Below are 13,026 nucleotides of genomic sequence, written 5' to 3'. Positions count from 1 at the left end.
GCGTCTCCCGACCCGGACGGTCGCTACCCGTCGAACCGAGCCGGCGGCCGCCGGTGATCGGTGGCCCGTTCGAAGGCGTACGCGAGCTCGAACAGCCGCTGCTCGGCGAACTCCCGCCCGAGGAGCTCGACGCCGACCGGGAGCCCGTCCGGAGTGAACCCGGCCGGGACGACGATCGCGGGGAGCCCCGTGTGGGCGGCGAGCTCGCAGTTCATTTCCGCGAACGGCTGGTTGTCGGGGATCTCGACCGGCGGTATCCGCGACGGCGGGTACAGCAGCGCGTCGAGGTCGTCGTCCGCCAGCCGCGCGAGCGTCGCGTCCCTGACCGCCTCCCGCCGCCGGAGGCTCCGCAGGTAGCCGGTGTTCTCGTCGAGCGCGTCGGCGTCGGTGTCGAGGATCGCGGTGCCCTCGAACCTGGCTCGCACCGCCGGGTGGAGCTCGCCGGTCGCGACGAGTTCGGCCAGCGAGTCCGGCGACGCCGCGTCGGCCGTCTCCGAGAGGTAGGCGTCGAAGTCCCGGGCGAACTCGTACTCGAGGACGCGGGCGCTTTCGAGGCGCGTCTGGTCCACCACGTCGACGGGGTCGACGACCGTCGCGCCCGCCGCCTCGAACTCGGCGATCGCGTCCTCGACGACCGCCGTCACCCGCTCGGCGGCGCTCTCGGGGGCGCTCTCGTCGTCCCGGAGGCCGAAGAACTGCCGAGCGACCCCGATGCGCGCCCCGTCGAGCCCGTCCTCGTCGAGGTGCGCCGCGTACCCTTCGTCCGGGACCCGCCGGTCGCCGCGCGCCGTGATCGGGTCCGCCGGGTCGTACCCGGCCATCGCGTCGAGGGTCCGCGCCGCGTCCTCGACCGTCCGCGCGATCGGGCCGGCCGTGTCCTGCGTCTCGCTCAGCGGGACGATCCCCGTCCGGCTGACCAGTCCCATCGTGGGCCGGACGCCGACGACGTCGTTGAACGCGGGCGGCGACCGGACCGACGAGCACGTGTCGCTCCCTGTCCCGACGACGGCGAAGTTCGCCGCGATCGCCGCCGCCGTGCCCCCGCTCGACCCGGACGGGCGCCGGTCGCGGTCGTACGCGTTCCGCGTCGCCCCGCCGAGGGAGCTCACCGTGTCGACGCCGAAGGAGAGCTCCTGGAGGTTGGCCTTCGCGAGGACGACGGCGCCGGCCTCCCGGAGCCGCGCCACCACGGTCGCGTCGCGGCTCGGCCGTGACTCGGCGAGCGCCGTGGAACCGGCCGTCGTCGGCATGTCGTGCGTGTCCTGGTTGTCCTTGAGAACGACGGGGACCCCGTGTAACGGGCCGACGAGACCGTCGCGGTCGAGCGCGGCGTCGAGTTCCCGCGCGCGGTCGAGCGCGTCGGGATTCACCGCGAGGATAGCGTTGAGGTCGTCGTCGTGCGCCGCGATCCGCGACAGGTACGCGTCGGTGACCGCCTCCGCGGTCGTCTCTCCCGCCTCGTAGGCGGCGTGGACGTCCGAGACGGTCGCTTCGATCGGGTCGAAGTCGTCGGTGTCCGGCGGCGACATAGTGGCTTTCGTGACCAATTCGCACACAGCGTTCTCAATCTACCGCTTGACGTGGTCACCGAACGGTCGCCGAGAGACGCCTCGAACCGGACGCCCCGCGTCACGCCCCGCCACTCGACCGGGAGCGTAACACACCGAACAGTCACCGTTGAACGGTTTCGGTGTCCGGAAGTGGAAGTTCAGCACGTTTTCTCTGAGTATGTCCCGATTCTGAGCGCAATGCGTTTACAGTTGCAGTGCGTTGACACTGCACATGGAGACGGAGTCGACCCCCGTTTCGGAGCTCATGAGCACCGGCCTGCTGACGACGACGCTCGACACCGCCGTCGAGCACGCCGCGGAGACGTTGCTGACCGAGGGCGTCGGGTCCTTGGTCGTCCTCGACGAGTCGGGGGGACTCGCGGGCGTACTCACGACCACCGACCTCGCGGAGATCGTCTCGTCGGGCCGGGTTCCCGGTTCGGCGACCGTCGCCGACTACATGACGGACGACGTGACGACGGTCGCGTCGACGGACGCGGTCTACGACGCCGCGGTGAAGATGATCCGGGGAGACATTCAGCACCTTCCCGTCACCGACGGGGACGACGAGGTCGTCGGGATGCTCTCGGCGACGGACCTCACGGCGCAGCTGACGTACATGACCAGCAGCGGCACCGACTGACCTCCCGAGTCCGGGTTCGGCTCGGACCCGAGCCGGGGGGCGTCCCGGACCGGGTCGCCGTCCCGGTGACCGAGTCGGACGACGAGACGCGGGCGCCGGTCGGTCAGGCGCCGTCCGTCGGCTTCCGGGCCTCGATGGCGGCGGAGACGAGGTAGTCGCCGAGGTCGCGGTCGGCGTCCCACTCGCTGATGAACTCGGTGCTGTCGTCCTTGGGCGTTATCTCGATCGCCTCGAAGCCGGCGCCGTCGAGCATCGATTCGAGCGCCTCGACGGTGGCCGCACCGGCGACGCAGCCGGTCAGCGAGTCCGGGTCCCGCTCGACGTCGTCCGGGAAGGGCGCGGTCTGGACGACGTCGGAGACGGCCACGCGACCGCCGGGCTCGAGGACGCGGTAGGCGTCGTCGAACACGGACCGCTTCTCCGGAGCGAGGTTGACGACGCAGTTCGAGATGACGACGTCGACGGTCGCGTCGGCGACGGGGAGGTGGCTGATCTCGCCGAGGCGGAACTCGACGTTGCCGGCGTCGTTCCGCTCGGCGTTCGCCCTGGCCTTCGAGACCATCTCCGGCGTCATGTCGACGCCGATGACGCGCCCCTCCGGCCCGACCTCCCGGGCGGCGAGGAAGCAGTCGAACCCCGCGCCGGAGCCGAGGTCGAGCACGGTCTCGCCGGGCGTCATCTCGGCGAAGGCCTTCGGGTTCCCGCAGCCGAGACCGAGGTCGGCGCCGTCGGCGACGGCGGCGACGTCGTCCGCGTCGTAGCCGAGGCGCTCGCTCCCGGTCGCGGCAGCGTCGCCGTCACAGCAGCCGTCAGCGACCCCATCACCGTCGCAGCACTCGTCGTCGGCGGCGTCGACGCCGGCCTCGTCGGAACCGTCCCGACCGCCCGACGCGATCCGGCCGTAGCGCTCGCGCACCATCTCGCGGATCGCCTCGGGGTCCCGGTCGGCCGGCGCCTCGGCGTCGTTACTCATCGGTCCCCCGCACGTCGTCGAGCGTTTCGAGGAGCGCCGCGGCCGTCTCGGTCAGGTCGTAGTACCGCCACGACCCTTCCTTTCGTCGCGTCACCAGCCCCGCGTCGCGGAGCCGCGAGAGCGCTTGGCTGACGGCGCTCTGGCCGACGCCGACCCCGGCTTCGAGGTCGCAGACGCAGACGCCACCGTCGGCGCTCGCGATCAGGCGGAGCAGCTCGTATCGCGTGTCGTTCCCCATCGCGGTCAGGGCCCGGAGGTCCGTCGCCGTCGCCGCCGGGTCGGCTCCGTCGAGCGACGCGCAGCAGCCGTCGGTCTCGTCTCCCGTCTCGTCGGCGGTCACGCCGTTTACCATATTAGCAATACATTATACAACCACACACTAATACGTTTCCCAAACCGCGGTTCGCGACCGGGAGAGACGGGGACGCCCGTCGCGACCGCCGCGACGCGATTCGGGAACCGGTTCTCCGGATCACGCCGACCGATCCCGCGGAAAGCGGGTGAGCGACGGGGCCCGCGCGTCACTCGCCGCCGACCGTCGTCGTCACCCGAAACGTCTCCGGGGGGTTGAGGATGCCGGCGACGGTCCCCATCGAGTGAACGACGGTGATCAGGGAGGCGCGTCGCGCTCTCGAAACGCCGCCACACCCGGCGATCGCACACACCGCCCGCCGCCGCACGTAGTTTTTTGAAATCCGACGCCTCACATTAGTCATGGCCACACCTGGCGAGTTTGGTGAGTTCGGTGGTCGTCACGTTCCCGAACCGCTCGAAGAACCGCTGGCCGAGTTAGCGGCCGCGTACGAGGACGCGATCGGTGACGAGGAGTTCATGGCCGAGCTCCGGCATCTCCTCGAACACTTCGCCGGTCGTCCGACGCCGGTGTTTCACGCGGAAACGCTGAGCGAGCGATACGGCGCCGACATCTACCTCAAACACGAGGACCTCCTCCACGGCGGGGCCCACAAGCTCAACAACACGCTCGGACAGGCCCTGTTGGCGAAGCGCGCCGGGAAAGAGCGGCTGATCGCCGAGACGGGGGCCGGCCAACACGGCACCGCGACCGCGATGGTCGGCGCCCTCCTCGACCTGGACACGACGGTGTACATGGGCCGCCACGACATGCGGCGACAGGAGATGAACGTCTTCCGGATGCGGCTGATGGGCGCCGACGTGGAGCCGGTCGAGCGCGGCAACGAGGGGCTCGCGGAGGCCGTCGACGCCGCCTTAGAGGACTTCGCCGCCAACGTCGACTCGACCCACTACCTCGTCGGGAGCGTCGTCGGTCCCGACCCGTTCCCGCGGATGGTGCGCGAGTTCCAGTCCGTCATCGGCACCGAGGCGCGCGAACAGATCCGAGAGCTGCACGGGTCGCTCCCCGACGCGTGCGTGGCGTGCGTCGGCGGCGGGTCGAACTCGATCGGGCTCTGGCACGCGTTCAAGGACGACGACGTCAAGTTCTACGGCGCCGAGCCGGGCGGGATCGACGACGAGAACCACTCGGCGCCCCTCTCGAAGACGGAACAGGACGAGCCGCGGATCTTCCAGGGGATGAAGACGAAGACGATCGGCGACGACACCCAGAACCACTCCGTGTCGGCCGGTCTCGACTACCCGGCCATCGGGCCGGAACACGCCGCGCTACAGGAGATGGGCCGCGCCGAGTACCACGCCGTCTCCGACGACGAGGCGCTGGCCGCGTTCCGCGAGCTGAGCGAGGCCGAGGGGATCATCCCGGCCCTGGAGCCGGCGCACGCCCTCGCGCTGGCCGCCAAGCTCGCCGAGGACGACCGCCACGACACGCTGCTGGTCAACCTCTGCGGCCGCGGCGACAAAGACATGCAGACGGCCGCCGAGCACTTCGACCTCGCGGACTGAGTCGGGGCGACGCGACGGGAGCGCGCGTCGGCGCTCACAGCTCTTTTTCGAAGTGAACGAGCTCGTACGCGCCGGCGACGGAGCGGGCCGCCTCTTCGTAGCCGTGCGCGCGGTAGAACTCGAGGGCCGCCGCCTGCCGAGTCGACGTCGTGGCGAGCAGGGTCCCGAAATCCGCGGCGGCCGCGCGGCGTTCGAGCTCGTCGAGGAGCGCCCGACCGTACCCGCGTCGCTGGTACGGCGGAGCGACGCGCATCCGATGGAGCTCGGCCGCGCCGGGTCGGTCTCGCTCCTCGCCGTGGCCGGCGCGGTTCGGGAGGTAACCGCCCATCGCCGCGAGCGTGCCGTCGCGGGTGGCGAGACCGGTCTCGGACGCCTCGGCGGCGTCGGCCGCGGCGTCGGTTGAGCTGTCCGCGGGACCCGTCAGGCCGTTCGTGGGGGCGGCCGGGCCGTCCGAGGGATCGGTCGCGTCGACGACGCCGACGACGAACTCGCCCCCGGCTTCGAGGTACGACGCCTCGACCGCGCTCAGGTCGTCCGTGCCGGGAACGTCGGTCGGGTCGACGCCGGCGTCCCTGAGCGCCCACTCGTGGAGGGCCCACACGGCCGCTTCGTCCCGCGGATCGTACGTCCGGAGCCGCAATCCAGCCGTCACTACGTGCGACGGTACTCGCGCGTCGGCTTGAACATACGGGTCTCCGTCGAACTCCCCGACCGACGACTGACACCGAGCCAATCCCGACCGGTGCAGGGGGCTCGCGGACGGGTCCCGACCGCAGGCGCTCGATGCAACAGACTTTCCGTCTGGCACCTCTCGTGTTCGTATGACGATAGAGACCGGCGATTCTGTGACGCTCGAGTACACTGGGCGGCTCGACGACGAGACTGTGTTCGACACCTCTCGGCAGTCCGTCGCCGAGGAGACGGGCCTCGCCGAGGCCCAGCCCGATCGAGAGTACGCGCCGCTCACGGTCGAAATCGGCGACGAACAGGTCATCGAGGGGATGGAGGAGGGACTCATCGGCCTCGAGGCCGGGGAGACGGACACCCTGACCATCCCGCCGGAGAAGGCCTACGGCGAGCCAACCGACGAGAATATTCAGACGTTCGACACCGACGAGCTCCGCGAGATGCTCGGAGGCCAGACGCCCGAGGAGGGCTCGTATCTCGAGGCTCAGAACGGCCGTCAGGGCGAGGTCGTCCACGTCGACGATGAGGTCGTCCGAGTGGACTTCAACCCGCGCCTCGCCGGGGAAACGCTGACGTTCGACGTCGAAATCGTCGACGTCAACTGATCCCGAACGGAGGCGTCTCCGGCGGTCGACGGGAGCGGCGGCGAGCGGGGGACGATGGCCCGGTCGGACTTCTCGGGCTTCGGCGGAACCGGCCCGAGACGCGGGCGCCGCGTAATCAGCCGTTTAATCCGTTTCGTACTCGGAGGGCCGGCCGCCCGAGAAGAGACGCGCGGCTCTCGCGAGGTCTCGCTTCGGGCGGCGTCGCGCCCGGTTTTGACGGACGCGGGTCGCTCGGGACGGCCTTCCGACCTGACAACGAAGCATAGAATGCGGTTATCCCCGACAGCGACGTAGCTCTCTCCGGAGTACTGATACCCAAATGATAGACACCCGTCCGGTCCTCTGCAGGCGGTGCGGCGGTCCGACCGACGTCACCGACGTGGTCGTGAGACATTCCCCGTCCGATCCGCTGGTCGTCTCCGAGTGCGCCGGCTGCGGCGCGATAGTCGGCGTCGGCGCCCATCGGTAGCCCTCAGGAGTCTCGGTGTCGTCGGACGCGCCGCTCGTCTCGGCGCGGAGGCGACCGGTCCGGCTGCGCCGCCCCGCCGAGACGAGCGGCGGCCCGGGGGTCAGAACGAGGTCTCGTCCGACTCGACGGCGGCGCGCCCGCGGTCGTCGTACCCCTTTCGACCGACGGCGTCCTCCGGGAGCAGCGAGGTGACGAACTCCTCCAGTTCGGCCTCGGACCGGAAGGCGTCCGGCTCGTCGTCGACCACGTCGAGGATCTCCGGAAGCGGCATCGTCTCGCCGTTCGCGAACTCGACGACGCCGTCGTCGCACTCCTCGACGACGGTGTCGTACGTGACGGGGTACTGGCAGTCGCAGACGTCGGTCATCGCCGCTTCTACGTCCATGTTTATTTTTCGTGATGAATACTGAAAAGGCTGGTGCCGGCGGCGCTCGCCGGCGATCGCGGTCGGTGGTCGTGTACCGTGTGCCGTTCGGTGGTCGCGGAACGGATGCCGTTCGATGGTCGCGGAACGGATGCCGTTCGGTGGTCGCGGAACGCGTACCGGGCGGCGGTCTGACGGGAGCGGCGAGATGGGTGAGGGCCTCCGCGGGTCGGAGAGTATACGTTGCCGCGCGCCGCAGAACGCTCCATGTCTCCCGCACTGCGGTGTTACCGATGTGGAGATCGCTACCGGGACCCGCTCCGCGTCCGTTGCGACTGCGGAGAGCCGCTCTGGTTCGAGCCCGACGCGGCGGCGTTCGGCTGGGAGGACTGCCGGGCGTACGACGGCGCGTGGCGGTACGAGCCGCTCTTGCCGATCGACCGTCCCGAGGGCGTCGCTCGCGCCGCGGGCGGCACCCCGCTGGTCAGGAGCGAGGGCCTCGACGACGCCGCGGGCTGTCGCGTGTACGTCAAAGACGAGGGCGAACACCCGACCGGCGCGTACAAGGACCGGGGCAGCGCCGCGGCCGTCCCGCACGCGGTCGCCGCGGCGGACGGCGCCGTCGGAACCGTCTCGTACGGCAACATGGCGATGAGCACCGCCGCCCACGCCGCGAGCCTCGACAGGGAGTGCGTCGTCCTCGTTCCCGACGACATCTCCCCGGTCCGACTCGAGCTCATCGGCCAGTACGAGCCGACGATCGTGCGCGTCGACGGCGACTACGGGGCCCTCTACGGCGACGCGCTCGACCTCTCCGACGAACTCCCGGTCCGGTTCCTCGTCAGCGACGCCCCGGCTCGGATAAGCGGATACGCGACCGCGATGTTCGAGATCTGCGAGGCGTTCGCCCCCGACGCGCCCGACGCGGTCGTCCTGCCGACGAGTTCCGGCGGGTTCGCCTCGGGGCTCTGGCGCGGGATCCGCGACCTCGAGGCCGCCGGACTCCTCGACGATCCCCCGCGGCTGTGCCTCGTCCAGACCGCCGCATCAGACCCGATAACGCGGGCGTTCGAGTCCGGTGCGACCGACCCGACGCCCATCGCACCCGACGAGACCGGCGAGACGATCGCTCACTCGATCGGGAACCCGGACCCGCCGAGCGGCGGTCGCGCGCTCGCCGCGGTCCGCGACACCGCCGGCGCCGTCGTCTCCGTCGACGACGACGAGATACGAGCCGCGCAGCGGCGGTTCGCGGTCGACGGCGGATTCTGCGTCGAGCCGGCGTCGGCGGCGTCGCTCGCGGGCGCGACCCGGCTGTCGGAGCGCGGCGAGATCGCCGCCGACGACGCCGTCGTCCTCGTTCCGACCGGGACGGGGTTCAAAGAGCTCGGGACCGGCGACGCGTCGGTGGCGACCGAGCGGACGAACCGGTCGGCCCTCCCGGAACGGCTCGCCTCGCTGCTCGGCGCCCGCTGATCCCGACGGCGGAGAATCTCCGCGTCCGCTTTTCTCGTCGCGGTACGAACGCCGACTGATGAGACTCACGCCCGGATCGAAAACGGGGTCGGTTCGACCGCACGCGCTCCTGTATCCGCTGGGCGTCTGGGCGGTGATGGCTGTCATCGCCGTCGCCAACGGCGTCTTCCGAGAAGTCTTCCTCATCCCCCGCATCGGCGACTACCTCGGACACGTGGCGAGCACCGCGCTCCTCGTCGCCGCGATACTCCTCGTCTCGTTCGCCTACTTCTCGCGGACGCCGATCGAGTACGGACGGATCGAGCTGATCGGTATCGGCGTCCTCTGGACGGCGCTCACCGTCGGCTTCGAGTTCGTCGTCGGGTACGCGGAGGGCACGCCCGTCTCGGTCACGCTCGGGCAGTACGACGTGCTCGCGGGGCAGGTCTGGATCGCCGTCCCGATCGCGCTGCTCGTCTCTCCACTGCTGTTCGGACGGTATTTGGCTCGCTGACGCCTCGTGTCCCCGACAATCGAGGGATGTCGGAAGCGGCGAGCGGTCACTCGGTCCGGAGCCATCCGAGCGTGTCGCCGATCTCGAACGCGTCGTCCTCGGCCACGACGACCTCGTCGAGCGTCCCGGCCACGGGCGCGGGGACGTCGACGCTCACCTTCTCGACCTGTATCTCACAGAGCGTGTCGCCCGCCTCGACCGACCGGCCCTCGCGGGCGAACCAGTCGACGAGGATGCCCTCGGTCTCGTCGACGTCCGCTTCCCAGTCGCCGGTCGCGCGGACCGCGACCCGCATCCCGGTGCCGCCGTCGGCCGCCAGTCGTCGCTCGCTCATTCCGCGGACAGGACCGCTCGAACGCGCTCCTCGATATCGCCCGCGTCCGGGATCACCTCGTCCTCCATCGGACGGGCGTACGGGATCGGGACGTCCGGGACGGCCACTCGCTCCACGGCGTCGAGCGCGCCGAGGTCGCGGTCGGCGACGCTCGCGACGACCTCTCCGGTGACGCCGAACGACCGGTAGTCCTCGTCGACGACGACGAGCCGCCCGGTCTTCCGGACCGACTCGAGGACGGTGTCGATGTCGAGCGGAACCAGCGTCCGGAGGTCGACGACCTCCACGTCGACGCCCGCCGCCGCGAGCGACTCCGCCGCGTCGAGCGCGCGGTGGACGTGGAGCCCGAGCGTGACCACGGTGACGTCGGCGCCCTCGCGCTTGACGTCCGCCGACCCGAAGGGAATGGTGTAGTCCGTCTCCGGGACCGGCGTCTTCGGGCCGTCGGGCGCCGGCATCCAGCCGATCCCCATCAGCCGCTTGTGGAACAGGTACATCACCGGGTCGTCGTCGCGGATCGCGTTGTGCATCAACCCCTTCGCGTCGTAGGCGGTCGACGGCACGACGACCTTCAGCCCGGGGACGTGCGCGAACGTCCCGTACAGGGTCTGCGAGTGCTGGGCCGCGTCGTTGTACGTCCCGCCGACGGCGGCCGTGAGCACGAGCGGCACGTTCACGTTGCCGCCGCTCATGTAGGTGTTCTTCGCGAGCTGGTTGTAGATCTGGTCCATCGCGACGCCGAAGAAGTCCGCGAACATCAGCTCCGCGACGGGCCGCATCCCCTCCTGCGCGGCGCCGACCGCCGCCCCGAGGTACGCGGTCTCGCTGATCGGTACGTCCATGATCCGGTCGCGGCCGAACTCGTCGAGCAGCCCCTGCGTGCTGTCGAAGATGCCGCCGTAGTCGGCGACGTCCTCGCCCATGTAGAACACCTCCTCGTTCTCGCGCATCTCGTGGGCGATCGACTCGACCATCGCGCGGCTCATCGTCAGCTCGCGGTCGACGACGCCCTCCGTCTCACTCATCGCCGTTCACCTCCGTGAGCTCGAACTCCGGTTCGTCCGTCGTCACGCCCGAGGGCGGGTTCACGAACACGTCCTCGTAGGCGTCCTCGGGCTCCGGCTGCGGCTGTTCTTTCGCCCACGCGATCGCCGCTTCGACCCGCGCTTCCGCGTCGTCGCGGACCGCCGCGAGTCCGTCGTCGTCGACGCCGTGGTCCCGCAGCGCCGACTCCATCCTGTCGATCGAGTCGCGAGCGAGCGCCGCCTCCTCGTCGTCCTCGGACCGGTACGTCTGCGGGTCGCCCATGAAGTGGCCCATCCGGCGGTGGACCTGCACCTCCAGGAGCGTGGGTCCGTTTCGGTCCCGAGCGCGCCCGACCGCCTCGCCCGCCGCCTCGTAGACGGCGAGGGCGTCGTCCCGGTCGACGCGGACGCCGGGCATGTCGAACCCGGCCGCCCGCTTCGAGCCGTCCTCTACGTCGGTGACGCGCTCTTTCGGCATGCTGATCGCCCAGTCGTTGTCCTCGACGACGAAGACGACCGGCAGGTCGCGGACGCTCGCGAAGTTCAGCGACTCGAGGAACGCCCCCTGGTCGATCGCCCCCTCGCCGAGGAACGCGACCGCGACGGCGTCCTCGTTCCGCTTTTTCGCCGCCAACGCCGCCCCGGCCGCCGGCGGACATCCCTCGGCGATGATCCCGCTACACGCGAAGTTCACGTCGGGGTCGAACAGGTGCATGTGACCGCCCTTCCCCTTGCCGAGACCGGTCTTCCGGCCGAATATCTCGGCGGTCATTCGCTTCAGATCGACGCCCTTCGCGATGGCGACGTGGTGCGGTCGGTGTGGCGCCGTCACGGTGTCGTCCGACCGGAGATGGTGACAGACGCCCACAGCGGCCGCTTCCTGGCCCGCCGCGAGGTGGAGTTCGCCGGGGATCGGTCCCGCGGAGATGTCGAACGCCGGCTGTTTCCCCTCCAGGTACTCCTCCTGGAGGCGTTCCTCGTAGTACCGCGCCGTTACCATGTCGGCGTACAGCTCGCGCATCTTGCCTACTGATACCATGCCACGGTAATGTACACGGTTAATAATACTAGATACTTCGGGTGATGTTCGAACGACATGTCCGACCCGTATCCGCCGCCGGCGGGTCGCTTTCCGGTCGCGTCGGTCCGCCTTCGGTCGCGTCGGTCCGCCTTCGGCCGCGGCTCCGGACGCCTAGCCCGGGTCGGCGACGATCCACGGCTTCTCGTCGGGGTCGTACTCGGCGATCGCCCCGCTGTGACTGCGCGTTTCGGGCGCGAGCACGCCGACGTGTTTCAGCTGCTGGACGAAGTTGAACAGGACGTTGGTGCGGATCACGTCCCGCCAGACCGACGGGTCTCGATAGAGCCGAGCGGTCTTCCCCCGCTCGATCAGCTCCCGCGCTCGCGTGGCCCCCCGCGTCGTGCAGAAGGCGCTCAGGAAGACGTTCGGGTACTCACGGACCAGCCGCTCCACGAGGTCGAGGAACTGCACGCGCGGCCCCTCCTTGCGGAGCGCGTCGAGCAGCAGGCCGAACTCGGGGTGTCTGGAGAACGAGTTCCGGAGGAGCACCGCGAGCGGCGGGTGGACCTCGGCGACCGTGTCCCGGCCGACGTCCGCCTTCGTCACTCGGAGGTCGTCGAGGTCCTCGATCCCGTACCCGCGGAGCACCGTCGCGGCCAGCTCGCCCTGCGAGGTCAGCTCGTTCGGCGACCCGAGCGCGAGGAGACCGAGGGTCCGAGCGCTCGCGACGGTCTCGTCGCCGGCGCCGAACCCGTACTCGTCGGCGATGACGTCGACGAGTTCGTCGCGCGCGAGCGGCCCGTACCGATCGAGGGCGACGACCGGCGCGAGGTAGTTCAGCGGCTGCGCGAGGCTCAGGGTCGTGACGTCGCCGCCGAACGCGTCGCTCCGAAGCCTGACTGACAGCTGTCCCTCGATGTCGGCGACCTCCTCGGCCGATTCCGCGCTCGGCGGGTCGCTCCACGAGGTCGCCCCGTCGGCGTCGACGCCGATGACGCCGACCCCCTTCGACCGGAGCAGGTTCGCGTGCGGCGCGACGGCCTCGCCGTCGCCCGCGAGGTACGAGACGTGCGCGCCCTGCTGGTACGTCATCGCCTGCCCGATGCCGCGGAGGAGGTTCGTCGACCCCTTCACCTCGATCGCGAACACGCGGTCCGCGTCGGTGAAGCCGAGCACGTCCGGGTACCGCCCCCGGATCGTGATCTCGTGGCGGCGACAGCGGTCGAGCACGTCGGCGTACGTCTCGCTGTGAGCGTCCGGGACGTGCACCAGCGGCTCGTAGTTCCGCTCGTCGAGCGCGGTCACGACGCGGTCGAACACCGCCGCCTCGTCCATACGGGGCCGTGCGCCCCGCGGGCAATAAACGGTTCTCCCGCTCGGTCGACGTATTCCCGCTCGATCGATGCGGTCCTCGACCCCGACGACCCGGTGGTGACACGGCCGTGTATCGACGAATTACCAGGTGCATAGGTATCATATATATCTTATATATTCCGGTTACGTGTGTA

At 70.2% G+C, this 13,026-nt stretch carries 15 protein-coding genes; 5 read left to right on the top strand and 10 right to left on the bottom strand.

Going from position 1 to position 13,026, the window contains the following annotated elements:
- Nucleotides 1-23 precede the first annotated feature (23 nt).
- A complete protein-coding gene (locus DJ73_RS11870) occupies nucleotides 24-1,529 on the bottom strand; it encodes an amidase (RefSeq protein WP_094558055.1) in 1,506 nt (501 codons plus the stop codon).
- A 253-nt stretch (nucleotides 1,530-1,782) separates the two neighbouring features.
- Here DJ73_RS11870 and DJ73_RS11865 point away from each other — a divergent pair, with 253 nt between their 5' ends.
- Nucleotides 1,783-2,193 carry a CBS domain-containing protein gene (locus DJ73_RS11865; RefSeq protein ID WP_094526355.1) on the top strand — a complete coding sequence of 137 codons (411 nt, stop codon included), beginning with the start codon at nucleotides 1,783-1,785 and terminating at the stop codon, nucleotides 2,191-2,193.
- 103 nt (nucleotides 2,194-2,296) lie between these two features.
- On the opposite strand, the gene arsM is transcribed toward DJ73_RS11865, so the two are convergent.
- The 3 genes from arsM to DJ73_RS20365 all read right to left on the bottom strand — a co-directional run bounded on the left by arsM (nucleotide 2,297) and on the right by DJ73_RS20365 (nucleotide 3,831).
- Nucleotides 2,297-3,166, bottom strand: a complete 870-nt coding sequence (gene arsM / locus DJ73_RS11860; protein WP_094558054.1) for an arsenite methyltransferase — start codon at nucleotides 3,164-3,166, stop codon at nucleotides 2,297-2,299.
- Complete coding sequence (locus DJ73_RS11855) at nucleotides 3,159-3,518, bottom strand: helix-turn-helix transcriptional regulator (protein WP_094558053.1); 360 nt, start codon at nucleotides 3,516-3,518, stop codon at nucleotides 3,159-3,161. Before DJ73_RS11855 ends, arsM begins: the two co-directional genes overlap by 8 nt.
- A 169-nt stretch (nucleotides 3,519-3,687) precedes the next feature.
- Nucleotides 3,688-3,831 (bottom strand): hypothetical protein, encoded by a 144-nt coding sequence (locus tag DJ73_RS20365; protein WP_176451402.1) that lies wholly within the window; start codon nucleotides 3,829-3,831, stop codon nucleotides 3,688-3,690.
- 49 nt (nucleotides 3,832-3,880) lie between these two features.
- Between DJ73_RS20365 and trpB the strand changes: the two genes are divergently transcribed.
- Nucleotides 3,881-5,044: a tryptophan synthase subunit beta gene (gene trpB, locus DJ73_RS11850; protein WP_094522129.1), complete on the top strand. Its 1,164-nt coding sequence runs from the start codon at nucleotides 3,881-3,883 to the stop codon at nucleotides 5,042-5,044.
- A 34-nt stretch (nucleotides 5,045-5,078) separates the two neighbouring features.
- Here the strand turns inward: trpB and DJ73_RS11845 are convergent, their stop codons facing one another.
- Entirely contained in the window at nucleotides 5,079-5,696 is a 618-nt protein-coding gene (locus DJ73_RS11845; protein ID WP_094558052.1) for a GNAT family N-acetyltransferase, read from the bottom strand.
- Between the two features lie 193 nt (nucleotides 5,697-5,889).
- On the opposite strand from DJ73_RS11845, the gene DJ73_RS11840 reads away from it, so the two are divergent.
- Nucleotides 5,890-6,336: a peptidylprolyl isomerase gene (locus DJ73_RS11840; RefSeq protein ID WP_249269046.1), complete on the top strand. Its 447-nt coding sequence runs from the start codon at nucleotides 5,890-5,892 to the stop codon at nucleotides 6,334-6,336.
- 569 nt (nucleotides 6,337-6,905) lie between these two features.
- Here the strand turns inward: DJ73_RS11840 and DJ73_RS11835 are convergent.
- A complete protein-coding gene (locus tag DJ73_RS11835) occupies nucleotides 6,906-7,190 on the bottom strand; it encodes a hypothetical protein (protein ID WP_094522126.1) in 285 nt (94 codons plus the stop codon).
- A gap of 246 nt (nucleotides 7,191-7,436) precedes the next feature.
- On the opposite strand from DJ73_RS11835, the gene DJ73_RS11830 reads away from it, so the two are divergent.
- Both DJ73_RS11830 and DJ73_RS11825 read left to right on the top strand, forming a co-directional pair.
- Entirely contained in the window at nucleotides 7,437-8,645 is a 1,209-nt protein-coding gene (locus tag DJ73_RS11830) for a pyridoxal-phosphate dependent enzyme (protein ID WP_094558051.1), read from the top strand.
- A gap of 58 nt (nucleotides 8,646-8,703) precedes the next feature.
- Entirely contained in the window at nucleotides 8,704-9,138 is a 435-nt protein-coding gene (locus tag DJ73_RS11825) for a hypothetical protein (RefSeq protein ID WP_094558050.1), read from the top strand.
- Between the two features lie 46 nt (nucleotides 9,139-9,184).
- Here DJ73_RS11825 and DJ73_RS11820 read toward each other — a convergent pair whose 3' ends face one another.
- The 4 genes from DJ73_RS11820 to DJ73_RS11805 all read right to left on the bottom strand — a co-directional run bounded on the left by DJ73_RS11820 (nucleotide 9,185) and on the right by DJ73_RS11805 (nucleotide 12,853).
- Nucleotides 9,185-9,472, bottom strand: a complete 288-nt coding sequence (locus tag DJ73_RS11820) for a lipoyl domain-containing protein (protein ID WP_094522123.1) — start codon at nucleotides 9,470-9,472, stop codon at nucleotides 9,185-9,187.
- Nucleotides 9,469-10,497, bottom strand: a complete 1,029-nt coding sequence (locus DJ73_RS11815; protein WP_094522122.1) for an alpha-ketoacid dehydrogenase subunit beta — start codon at nucleotides 10,495-10,497, stop codon at nucleotides 9,469-9,471. The genes DJ73_RS11820 and DJ73_RS11815 overlap by 4 nt, the downstream gene beginning before the upstream one ends.
- Entirely contained in the window at nucleotides 10,490-11,536 is a 1,047-nt protein-coding gene (locus DJ73_RS11810; protein WP_176451126.1) for a thiamine pyrophosphate-dependent dehydrogenase E1 component subunit alpha, read from the bottom strand. Before DJ73_RS11810 ends, DJ73_RS11815 begins: the two co-directional genes overlap by 8 nt.
- A gap of 153 nt (nucleotides 11,537-11,689) precedes the next feature.
- Nucleotides 11,690-12,853 (bottom strand): hypothetical protein, encoded by a 1,164-nt coding sequence (locus DJ73_RS11805; RefSeq protein ID WP_094558049.1) that lies wholly within the window; start codon nucleotides 12,851-12,853, stop codon nucleotides 11,690-11,692.
- Between the last annotated feature and the right edge of the window lie 173 nt (nucleotides 12,854-13,026).

It is taken from the genome of Halorubrum sp. Ea1 (assembly GCF_002252965.1).
Lineage (GTDB): Archaea > Halobacteriota > Halobacteria > Halobacteriales > Haloferacaceae > Halorubrum.
The sequence above is the reverse complement of the archived record's forward strand: the minus strand, read 5'-3'. Positions and strand labels throughout refer to the sequence as shown.